The sequence below is a fragment of the Streptomyces sp. NPDC059909 genome (assembly GCF_042730885.1).
Taxonomy (GTDB): domain Bacteria; phylum Actinomycetota; class Actinomycetes; order Streptomycetales; family Streptomycetaceae; genus Streptomyces.
Window position 1 is genome coordinate 20,063 of sequence record NZ_JBHWKX010000046.1, and the last position, 17,554, is coordinate 37,616.

Sequence of the window (17,554 nt, forward strand, 5' to 3'; positions counted from 1 at the left end):
GTGCCCCTGGCCTACTGGGCCGCGGCCGACGGGTCGGGGCGGTCCTGCGCGAGCGACGGGTCGGGGCGGTCCTGCGCGAGCGACGGGTCGGGGCTCCGCCTGAACATCCGGGTCGCGGTGATCTCTCCGTGCACGGTCTCACCGTCCGTACGCTGCTGGGGCAGCCCGGGGCGCAGATGCTCCTCGACGCTGATGTACTTCAGGCCCGCCCGCAGGTCCGCGTCGTTGCGCAGCCTGATGACCAGCGGGAACTCGGCAAGGGCGGTCGTGTCGAACAGCCCCGTGGTGTAGAGCAGCTGGACGCCGAGCGCGTCCGAAACCGCGCGCTGCAGCTCCAGCAGATACGTGGCGTTGGCGCGGCCGATGGGGTTGTCCAGGAACAGCGTGCCGGCGTGGCGGTGCTTGTCGCGGCCGCGGTCGTTGCTGCGCAGGGCCGCCATCGTGCAGTAGAGCGCGATCGCGGCGGTGAGGAGCTGGCCGCCGGAGAAGACGTCCCCCATCTGCCCGACCGGGACGCGCTCGGCGCGCAGCACCGCGTCCGGCTTGAGGATCTCGACGGCGACGCCCTTCGGCTGGAGCGCCGCCTGGACGCCGCGCAGCAGCAGGGACATGCCGTCCCTGCGCAGGTCGGAGTTCTTCTTCACGGCGGCGCGGGTGGCCTCGTCGATGACCTCTCCGAGTCGTTCGGCGAGGCTCGCCTGGTCCGGTTCCTCGAAGCGGATGCGCAGGAACTCCTGTCCTGACCACTCGCCGAGCCCCTCGGGCAGCCGGGACAGCCGCTGTGCCGAACGGAGCGTGGTGAGCGCGGACTCCACCAGTCCGCGGAGCCGGTCGACGATGGAGTCGCGGTTGCGCTCCAGCTGGGCCAGCTCGTCGGTGAGGACGCGCAGCCGGGGCGCGAACGCCTCGGCCCACTTCGCGGCGTGCTCGGGCAGGGCGGCCGCGGGGAGTTCGCGGATCTGCTGGCGGGCAGGGGTGCGTACCGCCTCGTAGCGGGTGGCGTTGGCGTGGCGTACGAGCACGTCGCTCGCCTCGCGCACGGCGGCTTCGGCCGCGGACAGGTCGGATGCGCAGCCGCGCAGCGAACGGCGGGCCTCGGCCGCCAAGTGCCGGGCCTCCTCCAGGGTGCCCGGATAAGGCTCCGGGGCCTCCTGCTCCTCCTCCGCGTGGTCCCTGAGCAGGTCACGCAGCAGCGCCGCCGTCTCGTCGAAGCCGCCTGCCGCGTCCTCGGCAGCGCGGTGGGCGCGGAGCAGCTCGGCATGGGTAGCGCGGGCGGTGTCCAACGCCTCGGTGCGGGCGGCGAGTTCGGCCGTCGCCGTGCGCAGGCGGACCTGGGCGTGCTCGGCGTCGGTGGGGACCAGCTCCTCGGGGAGCTCGGTGTGGGCGTCGCCGTCGACGGGGGCGAGGCGCTCGGCCTCGCCGCGGAGGCGGCCGAGCTTCTCGCTGGCCTCGGAAGCGCGGGACTCCAGCAGCTGCACCAGTGACTCGGCGCGGGCGGCGGCGGCCTGGCGGGACGGGCCGTCGGCGCCGTCGGTGCCTTCGAGGAGCTGGGCCGCGCGGGTGCGGACCTTGTTGGTGAGGCGGTCGAGCTCGCCCAGGGCGGCGCTCTCGTCGCTCTCGGCGCGGGCCTGTTCGGCGCGCAGGTCGGCGCCGACGCCGACCTTCTCGTACAGCTGGGACGCGGCCCGGTACGCCTCGCGCAGGGCGGGCAGCGAGGCGCGCGGTGCCGCGGGGGCTGCGCCGTCGGGCTCCGGCAGCTGTTCCGGGGCGCCCGCGATCTCGGCCCGTTCGGCGCGGAGCGCGCGGGCGGTGCGGCGGGCGTCGTCGGCGGCGCGCTGGGCGGCGCGGCGGTCCTCGTCGGCGGCTCGCGCGCGCTCCAGGCAGGAGGTCGCGCGGGCCTCGGACTCGGCCGCCTCGTCGGCGAGTTCGCGCAGTTTCGCCTGCCAGCCGGCCCGCTCCCGGAGGCGGAAGGCCAGTCCGGCGAGCGCGTCGGCGGCGCGGCGGGCGCGCTGGGCGGCCTCCTGCCGCTCGTCGCGCACGCATGCGGTGTCGGCCGCGGCCTCGTCGGCCTCGGCCCGTACCGCACGGGCCTCGGCGAGCGCTTCTTCTGCGGCCTCTGCGGTGTGCTGTGCGGTGCGCGCCGCGTCTGCGAGCTCGGCGAGCATGCCCGGCGGGCAGTCGGCGCGCCAGGATCCGATGCGCGCGGCAAGGGAGCGGTCGCCCGCGAGCCGGTCCGCGAGGATCCTGATCTCCTCGTCCCGCGCGGCGGCCCGGGCGCGGAGTGCCTGCCGTTCCTCGTCCGCGGCGTGCTCGTCGTGCATCGCCGGGTTCGGCGGTACGAGGAACACATCGCCGCCGCTTCCGGTGCCCGGCCCGGGTACGGGTGCGAGCAGCGCCGCGGCCGTACCGACGGCGACCGCGGAACGCGGCAGCAGCGCGGCCCCTGCCAGCACGTCGCGGGCGCGCGCATAGGAGACGGGGTCGGTGATCACGACACCGTCCACGAGCTCCGGCCGCGCGGCGAGGACGGCGGCGTGGTCGGCGGGGTCGACGGCCTGGGCGAGATAGCGCCAGCCGGGCAGCGCGGGGATGCCGTGCTCACCCAGGTACTCGACGGTTGCGAGCACGTCGGGCCCTGGCGGCAGCAGCCCGCCGTCACCGAGCGCCCCGAGGATGCGGGCGTCGTCGGCGGCGGCCGTCCTGAGCTCGAAGAGCTGCCGCTCGGCGGCGGCAACGCCTTGCTCGAGCAGCTCGCGCAACTCGTCGGCGTACCGGTCGAGTTCCTCGGCGGTGAGGGGGCCGTCGACCGTGCGTGCGGGTGCGGCGCCGGGGCCGGGGGCGGGGTGCCCGGCGGGCACGGTGCCTCCGGCGGCAGCGTGCGGGGCTGCCGCGGCACCGGACGCCGCGGCGCGCGCCTCCTCGGCCACCGTGCCGGAGGGGCCGTCCGCGTCGGACACGGGGGTCCGTGAGGCCGACGCGGGGTCTTCCGCAACCGCGCGCGTGTCTCCGGACGCGGCCTCCGTCGGGACGGCGTCCGGGGCCGAGCCGTGGTCCAGCTCCCCGGCGCCCGGGGTCACGGCGGAAGTGCCCGCCGCTCCGGGGGCGGCGACCTCCGTACCTGCCGGTGAGCGCTCAGGCCCGGCGGATCCGGCGGCGTCCGCAGTCGGAGCCGAAGTGCCCGGAGGCACCGAGCCCGAGCCCCCGTCGGGGCCTTCCGCCACGCCGGGGGCACCGGCCACGCCCGGGGGATCCTCGGGTCCGGCGGAGCGGGGTTCCTCCTGCGGGGCCGAGTCGCGGGCGGTCGCGGGGCCGGGCAGCGATACGTGGACGCCGCCGCGCGGGGCCGGGGCCGCCGGGGAAGCGGCGCCCCGGCGCGGGCCCGGGACGGCGGCCGCACCCGCGGCAGGGGCAGGGGCCGCGGGGAGGCTCAGGAGTTCCGCGAGGCGTTCCGACTCGGCGATGGAGGCGGCGGCGCGGCGTTCCGCCTCGTAGGCGAGGTCCGCGGCCCGGGCGGCGTCCGCGGCGCGGGCCGCGGCCAGTTCGGCGCGGGTCTCCGCGGCAGCGGCCTCGCGGGCGCGGTCCGCGGCTGTGCGGGCACTGTCGCGGGCCGCGTCCCAGGCGGCGACCGCGGTCTTCTCGGCGTCGCTCGCGGCGAGGGCGGCGCGTGCCGGATCGGCGTCGGGCGCGGTGTCGTCGAGCCAGCCCGCTCGGACGGCCTCCGAGGTCTCCTGTTCGACCTCGGCGAGGCGCTGGCGCAGGTGCCCGGCCTCGCTGCGGGCGCGCTGGGCCTCTGTTGCGGCGGCGGTGGCGTCGCGGTGGGCGGACTCACCGGCTGCCTGGAGCGCGGCGGAGCGCTCCTCCTCCTCATTGGCGACGCGCTCGCCGTCCTCGGCGGCGGAGTGCAGCGCCCGCACCAGGTCGGCCGCGGCCTTCGCGCGGGCCGCGAGCGCGGGCGCTGCGTCCCGTTCGGCCTCGCGGATGGCGGCGGCGACCCGCGCCGAACGGTCGGCGGCCGCGCGGTGCCGGAGCACCGCCTCGGCGGCCTGCCACGCGGAGTGCAGCGTGCGCGCGTCGGTCAGCTCGCGGCGCTGCGCCGCGGCGCCCTTCTCGGCGACGGTGAGCGCCAGCGACGCGTGCCGGTAGGCGAGTTCGGCGGCGATGAGCGAGCTGCGGCTGCGGGCCTGTTCGGCCTCGGTCACGGTGCGGGCCGCGGCCGTCACTTGCCGCGCGAGCTCCGCGGCCCGGCCGCGCTCCTCACCCGCGCGGGCGGAGAGCCTGCGGGCGAGCGTACGTGTCCGCCGCTCGGCGCCGGCGTGGATGTCGCGCGCCCGTGCCCGCGCCTCGGCCGCTTCCACGATGCGGCCGAGCAGGTCCACGGAGCCCGCCGTGAAGTCCCGCTCCGCGATGAGTTCGGCGCGGCGGCCCAGCTTGTGGCCGAAGCCGCTGACGAGGTCCGCGAGCCCGTCCGTGTCCCGGGTGTCGGTGACGGCCCGAAGCAGCAGATCGGTGAAGTCGGAGTCCTTCTTGACGGCGAAGAGACCGGCGGCCTCGCCCTCGTCGGCGTTCATCTCGCGCTGGTAGCGGAAGAGTTCGGGATCGAGCCCGAGGTCGCCGAGGTGCTCGTTCCAGCGGTCGTGGATCTCCTCCCAGTACACCTCGAGGTGCGGGTACGCCTTGCCCGCCTCGGTGATCGCGTCCCGGAAGCCCTTCATCGTTCGCCGGCGGCCCTGGGCACCGGATGCGCCCTCGACCGGTGGGCGCACGGCGGTGGACTCGGCGACCGGCAGCGAGTCGAGGCTCAGCCCCGGTCCCGGCCGGAAGGAGTACCAGGCTTCGGCGAACTTCCGCGGGTCGTTGGAGACCTGCCGTCCCCGCCACTCGCTGACCTTGCCGACGACGACGAGCTCGCCGGTGAGGGTGTGCTGCCACTCCAGGGCGACATGGCCACAGTCCTCGGCGAGCAGGAACTTGCGCAGGACACCGGAGCTGGCGCCGCCCAGGGTGTTGCGGTGACCGGGCAGCATCACCGAGAAGATCAGCTTGAGCAGGACGGACTTGCCGCCGCCGTTCTCCAGGAAGAGCACGCCCGCGGGAGCAGGGCGCCGCGGCGGACCGACCGGCTCCTCCTCGAAGAACTCGGCCTGCATCGGGGCCGGGTTGGGCACGGGCTCGCCGACTCCGCGCAGGTCCAGCACGGTGTCGGCGTAACGCGCACCGGCAGGCCCGATGGAGTAGAGGCGGACCCGGGACAGCTCGTACATGGCGGGGGGCTCTCGTCGTTCTCGGCAGGGTTCGGCTGGGTTCGGCGGTCAGGCGGGTCAGGCGTGGAAGGGCAGGCCGGCGTCGGCGGCCAGCTCCAGGTCGTCGGCGTCGGGCGCGGGCACGAGCGTGGCGGTGCCGTCGGTGACGGGGACGACGCCGAGTTCCAGCAGCTCGGCCATGGCGGCACTGCCCGCCATGTCACGTACCTGCAGCTGGTAGCGGGCGGTGGTGCGGTACGCGCCTCCCGCATCGTCGCCGGTGCGCTGCAGGAAGCCGGAGTCGGTGAGGAAGGCGACGGCCTTGCCGACGATTCCGGTGGTGGAGCCGGCGAGCCTGCGGGCGTCCTTCGTCGCGCCCGTGGCACTGCGGCGCGCGTAGATCCGCCAGGCGGCCTCCAGTCCGGGGGCGTCGGATGCCGGGTCGGTGTTGTCACCCTGCTCCTCGGCCCGCTCCTCGAGGCGGCGGCAGGCCTGGCGTACGAACGCGTCGACTCCGTTGACGGTGATGCGGCCGATGTAGCCGTCGTCGGCGAGGTCCTCGGGGCGCGGGAACGCCATGGCGGCGACGGCGAGATGGGCGAGACCGTGCAGGAACCGGTCCGCGGAGTCGGCTGAGGCGCGGCGGGCGTAGTCGCCCATGCGTACGGCGAAGACCGAGTCCTCGCCTGCGGTGACGGCCATGCCCGCGCGCGGGGAGACCTCGAGGACGACGAGTCCGAGGCCGGTGGCCACGGCGTCGGCGAGCCGCGCGAAGGCGGGCTCCTCCCGGTAGCGCCGCAGGAGGTCGGCGTATTCGGCGTCCCGCGCGGGCAGCAGCTTGGGCTGCAGTCCGAAGGAGACGAGCCGTGCGGCGTCGGCGGCGTCCGCGGGGGTGACCCCGGCGGACGCGGACATCGGGCCGGCAGGCGGGCCCTGCGGCGCGCCCGGCTCGCTCCACGCCCCGGCGTGCTCTGCGTGCTGGTCGCTCACGGCTGCGGCTCCTTGCGGTGGTTCTCTTCGGATGCGCGTACGGATGCGGATGCGGGGGCGGACAGGGATGTGGCGGTCGGCACCGTCGCGCGGCGGGATCCCCGGGGGCGCGCGCTGCCACCGGGACGGCGCGCTGCGGTCCCTGGCCGAGGCGTGCCGCCGGGCACCGGCTCGGCGGCGGGCACGGGCGCGGCGGCCGAGGGGCGTGCCTGCACCGGGCCCTCGACCGTGGCGCCGTACTTCGGCGCGCGGCGGCTGCCGCAGGCGGGCCTCGGTCGCCGGCCACACGTGCTGCGACGGCCCGGCCCTGTCACAGCCGACTCGGCTGTCCGTCGACAGGTGGCCGCCGGGGCGAGGGCAGGCCGCTGTGTGTGGCGGGACGTCGGCGCGGTGCGGCCGTCGGCGGCACCGGCACCCTGGCGCCCGCTCATGCCGCCTCCGTACGGTCCGCGGCCATGCCCGCCGCGTCCAGCAGGGCCGTGCCGACGATCAGGTCGGCGCCGCCGAACTCGGGGTCGTCCAGTTCGGTGCCGTCGTCGACGGCGAAGAGCAGGCGCTGTTCGCCCTGACGGTAGGCCGTGCCGACCGGGGGGCTCGCCGCGTGGACGGCGAGGAGCGCGACCAGGTAGGGAAGGTCCGGGTCGCGGCGGCGGGCCTCGGCGAGGAGGCCGGAGAGGCGGCGGGGCGCGTCGTGCTCGAGGTCGAGCAGTTCCATGGCGCTCGCGAGCTGTTCCTCGCTGAAGCGGCTGTCGTCGGGGGTCGCGATCAGGTCGGGCTCGGGCATTTCCGCGCCCAGGTGTTCACGCTCGACCGGCGGGGTCAGCAGCATGTCGACGAGGTCGCCGACGCGCACGGACGCGGGGGTGCGCAGGCCGGTGCCGTGCGCGAAGAACGCGTCCGTGACATGGATGGCCTGCCCGACGGGCAGCGGCAGCAGCGGTGCGACGAGGTGCCCGTACAGGTCGATCCCGGAGCGGGCGGCGGGCGCGGCGAAGGCCTGCCGGTCCTGCTCCGCGCGGAACAGCGGGCCTGCCTCCAGGAGGCGGGACTGGAGCTGGGTGTGGCGGCGGATGCAGTCCTTGACGATGTCGACGAGCTCGGCGGCGCGCCGCTTGTGCTCGGGGTCCTCGGCCTCGTCGCGGGCCTTGCGGATGTTCGTCAGGATCGCGTTCTCGTGGCGGTAGCGGTCGGCCACGTGGTCGAGCGCCTCGGCGATCATGTCGGGCACGGCGTTGAGCCAGTCGACGGCGCGGACGTTGCGCCGGGTCGCCTCGAGGGTCCTGCGGAGGGTCTCCGCGTACTGCACGGTCCGGTAGCGGGCCTGCTCGGCGGCGAGCTGGGCGTCGGCGAGCCGGCCGCGGCTGATCAGGACCTCCAGCTTCACCTCGGCCGCAATCTGCGCGCTGGTGACGTCCGTGTCGAGGGCGCCGACGAGGACGTTGACCGCTTCGTCCGTCGTGCGCAGATAGACGCTGCCGCCGTAACCCGGCACTTCCTCGATGAGTTTGAAGTCGTAGTCCCGCCGGACATACGCCCCATCGGGGCCAAAAGTGCCGTAAACCGCACGGAAGCCGCGATCGACGCTGCCCACATTGATCAGGTTCTCGAGCACCCAGCGGGCGACGCGCTCGTGCTCCGCGACCGGGCGCCGCGGGGCCTGCGCCGCGATGCGCGGCAGCAGTCTCGTCACTATCTGCTCATGGTCGGCGCCGGTGTCGAAGTCCATGTTGAGCGTGACGAGATCGATGGCGGCGAGGGCGACTTCGGCCATCGCGTAGATCGAGTACTCCCCGGCCAGATTCGCCTTGCGGGTGTCCAGATCGTGCAACGGCGCGGTGCACGCGAGCGCACGGAGCCGCCGCGCCAGCCCTTCGTCGGCGGCCGGGCCCTGAGCGGGACGCGGCCCCGCGCTGAGCTGGGGCGGAACGAATTCCGTCGAGGCAGGCGAAGTCACGGTGCACAGACTAGGTCCTCGCACTGACAACGGTCGAAACGGCGCAGAAACCCCCGCGCCTCGAGATCGGCCGGCCCCGCACCCCCAGACAGCCCGCCTCCCACTGAGCGGCGCCGCGATCCCTCAGCGCTCCGCTGCCGTGCCCTGCCGGCGGTCGCCGCCGCGTCAGCGCTCCGCCGCGTCCCGTCAGCGCTCCGCCGCGTCGCCGTCCTGCACCAGCCCCGCGTACACCTGCACGAGCCGGTGGCGCGAGTCGTCCAGATACGCGGCGAGCAGGCGTTCCGCGCCGTCCCGCTCTCCGGCCTTGAGCGCTTCCAGGATCTCCCGGTTTCGTACGAGATAGGGCTCGTGGAGTCCGCGGAGGTCGTCCACGACGTGGAAGGCGAGGCGGAGTTCGGCGAGGACGCCGCGCATCAGCTCGTCCGTGCGCACGCTGTGGGCGAGTGCGACGAGTTCCCGGTGGAAGTGGATGTTGGCGGTGGAGACGCCTTTCCAGTTCTCCTCGCGTGCGGCCTGCTCTCCGGCGATGACGGCGTCGCGCAGGCCGTCGAGCGTGAACGGCGGCTTGCCGAGGCCGCGGACGACCGCGCATTCGACGAGCCGGCGGGTGCGGTAGATGTCCTCGACGTCCTCGACCGCCAGGACCCTGACGAACACACCGCGGTTGAGCTGATGGACCAGCAGCCGCTCATGGGTCAGCAGCCGGAACGCCTCGCGCAGCGTGTTGCGCGAGACGCCCAGCGCGTTGCCGATGCTGTCCTCCGAGAGCCGCGCCCCGGGCGGGAAGAAGCCTTCCGCGATCCGCGACCGCAGGATGTCCGCGACCCGTTCGGCCGTGCTCGTGCGGCCCAGCAGCTGGCGGTCGTCCGCCAGTTGGCCCAGCTCGGACCCCGTCGTCCCCACAGCGCCCTCTATTCGGTCTCCATGGCCGCCGGGCCCACCGGCGGCGCCGTCCGGATTCAATCCTAGAAGCAGGGACGAGACAACATGACTCTTGTCGGATCGTTCAACGATCCTCTACGCTGCGTGTGGTCGGCGTCACAGCGAGGCACTCGTGCCGCGCGACCGACGCATGGCTGCCGCACGCCTTCCGCACGACCGCGGCACGCCTTCCGCAGGTCTCAGCAGCACCCCTCCCCTCCTGCGAGGTGCAGATGAGTACGACCCAGACCCAGCCGAAGCAGGGCGAACGGCCCGAGGACACCGGCGCGTTCGCCTTTCTTCGCGCGCTCGGCCCACGTGGGCGCCGCGCCTTCGCCGGCGCGTTCGGTGGCTACGCCCTGGACTCCTACGACTTCTTCACACTGCCGCTGAGCATGGTGGCCATCGCCGCGTTCTTCAGCCTCGACAGTGGCCGGACCGGGCTCCTGACGACAGTCACCCTCGTCGTGTCGGCAGTCGGCGGCGCGCTCGCCGGGGTACTCGCGGACCGCATCGGCCGGGTCCGGGCGCTGATGATCACGGTGATCACGTACGCGCTGTTCACGGTGCTGTGCGGCTTCGCGCCCAACTACGAGACCCTGCTGGTCTTCCGCGCCCTGCAGGGCCTCGGCTTCGGCGGGGAGTGGGCGGTCGGCGCGATTCTGGTCGCGGAGTACGCCACGGCCAGGCACCGCGGCCGCACGCTCGGCGCGATCCAGAGCGCCTGGGCCGCGGGCTGGGCACTCGCGGTCATCGTCTACACACTGGTGTTCCAGTTCCTCGACGCGGACACCGCGTGGCGGGTCATGTTCTGGACCGGCGCACTGCCCGCCCTGCTCGTCATCTACGTCCGGCGAAACGTGTCGGACGCGCCGGAGGCGGCCGAGCGGCGCCGGGCGAGCAGCGACCGCGGCTCGTTCTCGGCGATATTCAGGCAGGACCTGGCGCGCACGACGCTCTTCGCGGTGCTGCTCTCCACGGGCGTCCAGGGCGGCTACTACACGCTCGCGACATGGGTGCCGACCTATCTCAAGACGGAGCGCGGACTCACGGTCGTCGGCACGGGCGGCTACCTGACGTTCCTCATATCCGGCGCCTTCATCGGCTATCTCACGGGCGGCTATCTGACCGATGTGCTCGGCCGGAAGAAGAACATCGCCCTGTTCGCCGTGCTCTCCGCCGCCTGCATTCTGGCGTACACGAACATCCCGTCGGGAGCGGACGGGCTGCTGCTCGTGCTCGGATTCCCGCTCGGGTTCTGTATGTCGGCGATATTCAGCGGCTTCGGCTCGTTCCTCGCCGAGCTGTACCCGACGGCGGTGCGCGGCACGGGGCAGGGTTTCACCTACAACACGGGGCGGGCAGTAGGGGCGTTCTTCCCCACGCTCGTCGGATTCCTGGCGGACAGCTGGGGCGTCGGGGGCGCCCTGGTCTTCGGCGCCGTCGGCTACGGCCTCGCCGTCGTGGCTCTTCTTGGTCTGCCGGAGACACGTGGCCGGGAGCTCGTGTGACACGGGCAGCTCTGTGAAAGGACCATCCTCATGACCTGGGCTTCGATCGACCTCAACGCCGACCTCGGCGAAGGCTTCGGCCGCTGGCGGCTGACCGACGACGAACAGCTGCTGTCCGTCGTCACCAGCGCCAATGTGGCCTGTGGCTTCCACGCCGGGGACGCGGCGACCATGCGGCGGGTCTGCGACATGGCCGCCGAGCGGAAGGTGCGGATCGGTGCCCAGGTCTCGTACCGCGATCTGGCCGGGTTCGGCCGGCGCTCGATGGACGTCCCTTCCGACGAGCTGGCCGCCGAAGTCGCCTACCAGATAGGTGCGCTGGAGGTGTTCGCCCGCGCGGCCGGTTCGCGAGTCTCGTACGTCAAGCCGCACGGGGCGCTCTACAACCGCGTCGTCCACGACGAGGAGCAGGCGGAAGCCGTCGTCGAGGGTGTCATGCTCACCGGCGAGCGGCTGCCGGTGCTGGGGCTGCCCGGCTCGCGGCTGCACACCATGGCGGAGAAGGCCGGACTCCCCGTCGTCACCGAAGCGTTCGCGGACCGGGCCTATACGGCGGACGGCACCCTCGTGCCACGGGGGCAGGAGGGCGCCGTCGTCACCGACCCGGGGGCCGTGGTGGAACGGTCGGTGTCGATGGCCAGGTTCGGGGTCGTCACCTCCCGGTGCGGCCAGGCGGTCGGTGTCCGGGCGCGCTCGCTCTGTCTGCACGGCGACACGCCGGGAGCCGTCGGTCTGGCTGGCCGGGTCCGGGCGCGGTTGGAGGCGTCGGGTGTCCGTGTGGAGGCCTTCGTATGAGGCTCTTGCCCGTCGGTGACCGGGCGCTCCTGGTGGAGCTGGGCAGTGGTGAGGAGGTGGAGTCGCTCCACGCCGAGCTGCTGCGGCGCCGCGCCGCCGGGTCGCTGCCCGCGGTGCGCGAGATCGTGCCCGCGGCGCGGACGGTGCTGCTCGACGGGGCGGCGGAGCCGGGACGGCTGGCCGCCGAGCTGCCCGGCTGGGTCATACCTCCGCGTGCGGCGGACACCGGAGCGGTGATCGAGATACCCGTGCGGTACGACGGGCCCGATCTGGCGGACGTCGCGGCGCTGTGGGGAGTCGGGGTGGACGAGGTCGCGGGGATCCACTCGACGGCCGAATTCCGCGTCGCCTTCTGCGGGTTCGCGCCCGGGTTCGGCTATCTGACCGGGCTCGGCGAACGGTTCGCGGTCCCACGCAGGGCCACGCCCCGGACGTCCGTGCCGGCGGGCTCGGTCGCGCTGGCCGGACCGTACACGGGCGTGTACCCGCGCTCCTCCCCCGGCGGCTGGCAGCTCATCGGGACGACGGACGCCACTCTGTGGGATCCCGTGCGCGAGCCCGCCGCGCTGCTGTCGCCAGGTGTCCGGGTGCGCTTCGTGCCCGAGGCGCTCCCTGAGGCATTCGCGTCCGAGGCCTTCCCGTCCCATGCGGTCGAACCGCACGCGGTCGTGCCGGACGCGCTGGTGCCGCACGCGGGAGAGCGTGCATGAGCGACCGGGCCCTTGTGGTCGTGCGGGCGGGGGCGCTGACCACGGTCCAGGACCTGGGGCGCCCCGGGCACGCGCACCTCGGTGTGCCGCGCTCCGGAGCCCTCGATCCGCGAGCGCTGCGGCTGGTCAACCGGCTCGTCGGCAATCCGGAGCAGTCGGCGGTGCTGGAGACCACGCTCACCGGGTGCGCAGTGCGGCCCCGTTCCACGGTGACCGTGGCCGTCGGCGGGGCGCCGTGTCCCGTGCGCGTCGACGGCCGTGCGGTGGCCTGGGGGGCGCCGGTGCGGGTCGGGGCGGGGGCGCTGCTGGAGGTGGGTGCGACCGTGCGCGGGGTCCGGAGCTATGTGGCGTTCGCCGGGGGCATCGCCGCCGAGCCGGTGCTGGGCAGCCGCTCGACGGACCTGCTCTCCGGGCTCGGGCCCGCGCCGCTGGTCGACGGCGCGGTGGTGCCGCTGGGTGTTCCCGCCGGGCCGCCCGGGCGGGTGGACGGCCCGCCGTGGCCGGGCCCGCCGTCGGAGCTGGTGCTGAGGGTGCGGTTCGGGCCGCGCGACGACTGGTTCACGGCAGCGGCCCTGCGCACCCTGGCCACCGACGCCTACCGGGTGTCGGCGGCCGGCAACCGTATCGGCCTGCGTACCGACGGCCCACCCCTGGAGCGGGCCGTCCGGGCCGAACTGCCCAGCGAGGGCATGGTGCTGGGCGCGGTGCAGGTTCCGCCGGACGGGCGGCCCGTGGTGTTCCTCGCCGATCACCCGACGACCGGCGGATACCCGGTGATCGCCGTGGTCCGGGAGGCGGACCTCGCAGCGGCGGCGCAGGCGGTGCCGGGTACGCCGGTGCGCTTCGTCCCGGCCGGGGCGCCCGGTCAGTCCTCCGGCTTGCCGTAGCCGCCGCCGCCCGGGGTGCGGACCACCAGGACGTCACCGGCGGCGACGTCCACCGAGTCCACGCCCTGCAGTTCCTCGACGGTCCCGTCCGCCCGCTCGACGGCGTTCGCGCCCAGTGCGCCCGGATCGCCACCGGCCATCCCGTACGGCTGGACGCGCCGGTGGCCGGTGAGCAGGGCCACGGTCATCGGCTCCAGGAAACGGATCCGCCGCACCACGCCGCACCCGCCCTGCCACTTTCCCCCGCCCCCGCTGCCGTCGCGTACGGAGAAGGCGTCCACCCGCACCGGATAGCGCCACTCCAGCACCTCCGGGTCGGTCAGCCGCGAGTTGGTCATATGGGTCTGCACGGCATCGGCGCCGTGGAAGCCGTCGCCCGCGCCGGAGCCGCTCGCCACCGTCTCGTAGTACTGCACGCGGTCGTTGCCGAAGGTGACGTTGTTCATCGTGCCCGAGCCCTCGGCCTGTACGCCCAACGCGGCGTACAGCGCGCCGGTGACGGCCTGCGAGGTCTCCACATTGCCGGCCACCGTCGCGGCCGGGTAGGTCGGCGCGAGCATCGACCCTTCCGGTACCCGCACCTCCAGCGGTTCCAGGCAGCCGCTGTTCAGGGGGATGTCGTCGGCGACGAGCGTCCGGAAGACGTACAGGACGGCTGCCATCACCACCGACTTGGGGGCGTTGAAGTTCCCGGGCTGCTGCGGCGACGTACCGCTGAAGTCGAGGACCGCGCTCCGCGCCTCCCGGTCCACGCTCAGCGCGACCTCGATGGTCGCGCCGCCGTCGGTCTCGTAGCGGTACGAGCCGTCACTCAGGTCGGTGAGGATGCGGCGTACGGACTCCTCGGCGTTGTTCCGTACGTGGCGCATGTATGCCTGGACGACGTCGAGGCCGAACTCCTCCACCATGCGGCCGAGTTCGCTGATGCCTTTCTCGTTGGCGGCGATCTGGGCGCGCAGGTCGGCCAGATTGGTGTCGGGATCGCGCGACGGGTGGGGCGCGCCCGTGAGGAGCTCCCTGGTCTCGGCCTCGCGCAGCCGGCCGTCCCGTACGAGCAGCCAGTTGTCGAAGAGAACGCCTTCCTCGTGGATCGTCCGGCTGAAGGCGGGCATGGAGCCGGGGGTGATACCGCCGATCTCGGCGTGGTGGCCGCGTGAGGCCACCAGGAAACGCAGTTCGCCGCCGCCCTCGTCGAAAACGGGCGTCACGACGGTCACATCGGGCAGATGCGTACCACCGTGGTAGGGGTCGTTGATGGCGTACACATCGCCCGGTCGCAGATCACCGGCGTTCCGCCGCAGCACCTCCTTGATGGACTCCCCCATCGAGCCGAGGTGCACGGGGATGTGAGGGGCATTGGCGATGAGATTGCCTTCGGCGTCGAAGAGGGCGCAGGAGAAGTCCAGTCGCTCCTTGATGTTGACGGAGTGGGCGGTGTTCTCCAGGCGCACGCCCATCTGCTCGGCGATCGCCATGAAGAGGTTGTTGAAGACCTCCAGCAGCACGGGATCGACGTCCGTACCGACGGCGGCACGGCCGGGCCGCGGGGTGACGCGTGCGAGGAGCAGATGCCCGCCCTCCCCCACGGTCGCCCGCCAGCCCGGTTCCACGACGGTCGTCGCGTCGGCCTCGGCGATGATCGCCGGGCCTTCGACGCTGTCCCCCGGGGACAGGTCCTCGCGCCGGTAGAGCGGTGTGTCCGTCGGGCTGCCGTCCACGAACATCTGCACCGTCGCCCGCACCCGGAGCCCGGCGCCCTCGGCAGCCTCCTCGACGACCACCGACCCGTGCGGTCCTGCCGCCCCCACCGCTTCGACCGACACCGCCTCCACGACCAGCGGTTTGTCCATCGTGAACGCGTACCGCGCGCGATGCGCCGACTCGAACGCCTCCCGCATCCCGTCGAGCGTGTCCAGTGCCACGGGCAGGCCGGCGTCCGTACCGGCGTAGCGGATCAGTACGCGGGCACGGGTGGTGATCGCGTCGTCGGGGACGGCGTCGTCGCGGAGTTCCCCGCGGGTGCGTTCGGCCAGTTCGCCGCACAGGTCCTGGACGCGGCGCAGGGTGCTGTCGCTCAGCTCGGCCTCGACGGACTGCTCACGCATGGCGGTGGCGTCGGCGAGGCCGATGCCGTAGGCGGAGAGGACCCCGGCGAGCGGCGGAACGATGACGGTGTCGACGCCCAGGGCGTCGGCCACGGCGCAGGCGTGCTGGCCGCCCGCGCCGCCGAAGCTGGTCAAGGCGTAGCGGGTGACGTCGTGGCCGCGCTGGACGGAGATCTTCTTGACCGCGTTGGCCATGTTGAGGACGGCGATCTCCAGGAAGCCGGCGGCGACTTCCTCGGGGCTGCGTTCGGTGCCCGTGGCCTTACGGATCTCCTCGGCGAGCTCGGTGAAGCGTTCCCGTACGACGTCGGCGTCGAGCGGCTGGTCGCCCTCCGGCCCGAAGACGGCGGGGAAGTGGGCGGGCTGGACGCGGCCGAGCATCACATTGGCGTCGGTGACCGTGAGCGGGCCGCCGCGCCGGTAGCAGGCGGGGCCGGGCACGGCGCCGGCCGAGTCGGGCCCCACGCGGTAGCGCTGACCGTCGAAGTGGAGGATCGAGCCGCCGCCGGCTGCGACGGTGTGGATGTTCATCATCGGCGCGCGCATCCGTACGCCGGCGACCTGGGTGCCGAGCTCGCGCTCGAACTCCCCCGCGTAGTGCGACACATCGGTGGACGTACCGCCCATGTCGAAGCCGATGACGCGGTCGTGGCCCGCCTGTTCGGAGGTGCGGGCCATGCCGACGACGCCTCCGGCCGGGCCGGACAGGACGGCGTCCTTGCCGCGGAAATGGGCGGCTTCCCGCAGACCGCCGTTGGACTGCATGAACATCAGGCGGATGGAGCGGAGTTCCCCGGCGACCTCGTCGACGTAGCGCCGCAGGATCGGCGAGAGGTACGCGTCCACGACGGTGGTGTCCCCGCGCGGTACGACCTTGATCAACGGGCTGACCTCGTGGGAGCAGCTGACCTGGGTGAAGCCGAGCTCGCGGGCGGCGTCGGCGACGGCCGACTCGTGGGCGGGGTGGCGGTAGCCGTGCAGCAGGACGACGGCGGCGCTGGAGAAGCCGTCGCGGCGGGCGGCTTCGAGCTGCTGCGTGGCCGTGTCCAGGTCGAGCGGCTGGACGATGTCGCCGTGTGCGTCGACGCGCTCGGGGACCTCGATGACGCGGTCGTACACGGCTTCGGGCAGGACGATGTGGCGGTCGAAGAGGCGGGGGCGGTTCTGGTACGCGATGCGCAGCGCGTCCCGGAAGCCCTGGGTGATCACGAGGACGGTCGGCTCACCGCGCCGCTCCAGGAGGGCGTTGGTGGCGACGGTCGTGCCCATCTTGACGACGGCGATCCGCTCCGCCGGGACGGTGTCGTCGGGCCCGAGCCCGAGGAGCAGCCTGATGCCGGCGACGGCCGCGTCGCGGTAGTGCTCGGGGTTGTGGGAGAGCAGTTTGCGGGTGACGAGGTGTCCGTCGGGGCGTCGCCCGACGACGTCGGTGAACGTCCCGCCACGGTCGATCCAGAATTCCCAGCGCCCGCTCATTCCCCCATTCTGGCAAGGGGGGCGTCGAGGGACAGTGAGGCGAGCGCGGAGGAGAGGGCGTTTTCTGCGACGTGGTCGAGGCGGGCGCTGGTGCCGCGGGCCCAGTGGCGTACCTCGGCGCCGGCGAGACCCACCAGCTGGGGCAGGAGATCGGTGCACCGGCGCGCGACCCAGGCGGTGCCGGCGGTGGCCAGCCAGAGCGCCTTGGCGGCACGGCTCGGCGCGGGCTGTTCGGGTTCGGCCCCGGGGGCGGTTCCGAGGACGAGGCCCTCCGCGGCGAGCAGTTCGTGGAAGCGACGGGCGATCATGCGGTGCCCGCGCTCGCCCGGGTGGAGCCGGTCCGCGCTCCACATGGTGCGGTCCTCGACCCAGGTCGCGTCGGCGATGTGCAGATGGACGGCCCCGTAGCGGGCGGAGAGCGCATGGACGACGGCGTTGACGGCCCGCTGCCGACGGGCGAGCGGGCGGGCGAGCGGTACGGGCAGCGCCAGCATCGTGCCCGGGTCGGGCAGACACGCGGTCAGGATCCTGGTGCCCTGTTCGCTGAGCGCGCCGCAGACCTTGTCGAGCCGGAAGGCGAGGTCGTGGATGTCGAAGGTGTGGCGCAGTGTGTCGTTCACGCCGACGACGACGGAGGCGATGTCTGGGGCGTACGCGAGGGCCTCGGGCGTCTGGTCCTCGTGGACGTCGCGCGTGAGCGCCCCGCTGACGGCGAGGTTCCGGAACTCCGCGGGTCGCGCGGGCTCGCCCAGGCCCTGTGCGAGCAACGCGGCCCAGCCGCGCCAGGCTCCGTCGACGCGGTCGCCGACACCTTCGGTGAGGGAGTCGCCGAGCGCCGCGAAGCGCAGGGGGCGTGACGGACGCGGCGTGCGCGGGGGTGCGTCGGTGGTTGCGGGTCCGGCGCCGAGCCCGGCCATCGTGCTGCCGTGCGCGGCGGGCTCCGGGGCCCCGGGCATCGGCGCGGG

At 73.9% G+C, this 17,554-nt stretch carries 10 protein-coding genes; 4 read left to right on the forward strand and 6 right to left on the reverse strand.

Features of this window, described 5'->3' with window-relative positions; translation table 11 throughout:
- Positions 1 to 11: 11 nt before the first annotated feature.
- The 4 genes from ACFV9O_RS27015 to ACFV9O_RS27030 form a co-directional block, all read right to left on the reverse strand.
- Positions 12 to 5,261: a hypothetical protein gene (locus tag ACFV9O_RS27015; RefSeq protein ID WP_385422152.1), complete on the reverse strand. Its 5,250-nt coding sequence runs from the start codon at positions 5,259 to 5,261 to the stop codon at positions 12 to 14.
- 57 nt (positions 5,262 to 5,318) lie between these two features.
- The gene (locus tag ACFV9O_RS27020; protein ID WP_385422154.1) at positions 5,319 to 6,230 is read right to left on the reverse strand and encodes a hypothetical protein; all 912 of its coding nucleotides are present in this window, start codon (positions 6,228 to 6,230) and stop codon (positions 5,319 to 5,321) included.
- Positions 6,231 to 6,657: 427 nt separating this feature from the next.
- Positions 6,658 to 8,184 (reverse strand): hypothetical protein, encoded by a 1,527-nt coding sequence (locus ACFV9O_RS27025; RefSeq protein WP_385422156.1) that lies wholly within the window; start codon positions 8,182 to 8,184, stop codon positions 6,658 to 6,660.
- Positions 8,185 to 8,370: 186 nt separating this feature from the next.
- Positions 8,371 to 9,087 carry a GntR family transcriptional regulator gene (locus ACFV9O_RS27030; RefSeq protein ID WP_385422158.1) on the reverse strand — a complete coding sequence of 239 codons (717 nt, stop codon included), beginning with the start codon at positions 9,085 to 9,087 and terminating at the stop codon, positions 8,371 to 8,373.
- 251 nt (positions 9,088 to 9,338) lie between these two features.
- Here ACFV9O_RS27030 and ACFV9O_RS27035 point away from each other — a divergent pair, with 251 nt between their 5' ends.
- From ACFV9O_RS27035 to ACFV9O_RS27050, 4 genes are read left to right on the forward strand one after another with little or no spacing between them, the layout of a single operon-like run.
- Entirely contained in the window at positions 9,339 to 10,616 is a 1,278-nt protein-coding gene (locus tag ACFV9O_RS27035) for an MFS transporter (protein WP_385422160.1), read from the forward strand.
- A 30-nt stretch (positions 10,617 to 10,646) separates the two neighbouring features.
- Entirely contained in the window at positions 10,647 to 11,411 is a 765-nt protein-coding gene (locus tag ACFV9O_RS27040; RefSeq protein ID WP_385422161.1) for a LamB/YcsF family protein, read from the forward strand.
- Positions 11,408 to 12,121, forward strand: a complete 714-nt coding sequence (pxpB, locus tag ACFV9O_RS27045; protein WP_385422163.1) for a 5-oxoprolinase subunit PxpB — start codon at positions 11,408 to 11,410, stop codon at positions 12,119 to 12,121. The genes ACFV9O_RS27040 and pxpB overlap by 4 nt, the downstream gene beginning before the upstream one ends.
- A complete protein-coding gene (locus tag ACFV9O_RS27050; RefSeq protein ID WP_385422165.1) occupies positions 12,118 to 13,008 on the forward strand; it encodes a biotin-dependent carboxyltransferase family protein in 891 nt (296 codons plus the stop codon). Before pxpB ends, ACFV9O_RS27050 begins: the two co-directional genes overlap by 4 nt.
- Here ACFV9O_RS27050 and ACFV9O_RS27055 read toward each other — a convergent pair.
- Both ACFV9O_RS27055 and ACFV9O_RS27060 read right to left on the reverse strand, forming a co-directional pair.
- On the reverse strand, positions 12,987 to 16,589 hold the full coding sequence (locus tag ACFV9O_RS27055; RefSeq protein WP_385422167.1) for a hydantoinase B/oxoprolinase family protein: 3,603 nt from the start codon (positions 16,587 to 16,589) through the stop codon (positions 12,987 to 12,989). The genes ACFV9O_RS27050 and ACFV9O_RS27055 overlap by 22 nt on opposite strands.
- Positions 16,586 to 17,506 (reverse strand): SGNH/GDSL hydrolase family protein, encoded by a 921-nt coding sequence (locus ACFV9O_RS27060; protein ID WP_385422205.1) that lies wholly within the window; start codon positions 17,504 to 17,506, stop codon positions 16,586 to 16,588. Before ACFV9O_RS27060 ends, ACFV9O_RS27055 begins: the two co-directional genes overlap by 4 nt.
- Between the last annotated feature and the right edge of the window lie 48 nt (positions 17,507 to 17,554).

What these genes read in the sequence shown, in the direction of transcription:
- ACFV9O_RS27015 (WP_385422152.1), bottom strand. Translation starts at nt 5,261, where the DNA reads ATGTACGAGCTGTCCCGGGTCCGCCTCTACTCCATCGGGCCTGCCGGT.
- ACFV9O_RS27035 (WP_385422160.1), top strand. Translation starts at nt 9,339, where the DNA reads ATGAGTACGACCCAGACCCAGCCGAAGCAGGGCGAACGGCCCGAGGAC.
- ACFV9O_RS27040 (WP_385422161.1), top strand. Translation starts at nt 10,647, where the DNA reads ATGACCTGGGCTTCGATCGACCTCAACGCCGACCTCGGCGAAGGCTTC.
- pxpB (WP_385422163.1), top strand. Translation starts at nt 11,408, where the DNA reads ATGAGGCTCTTGCCCGTCGGTGACCGGGCGCTCCTGGTGGAGCTGGGC.
- ACFV9O_RS27050 (WP_385422165.1), top strand. Translation starts at nt 12,118, where the DNA reads ATGAGCGACCGGGCCCTTGTGGTCGTGCGGGCGGGGGCGCTGACCACG.
- ACFV9O_RS27055 (WP_385422167.1), bottom strand. Translation starts at nt 16,589, where the DNA reads ATGAGCGGGCGCTGGGAATTCTGGATCGACCGTGGCGGGACGTTCACC.
- ACFV9O_RS27060 (WP_385422205.1), bottom strand. Translation starts at nt 17,506, where the DNA reads ATGGCCGGGCTCGGCGCCGGACCCGCAACCACCGACGCACCCCCGCGC.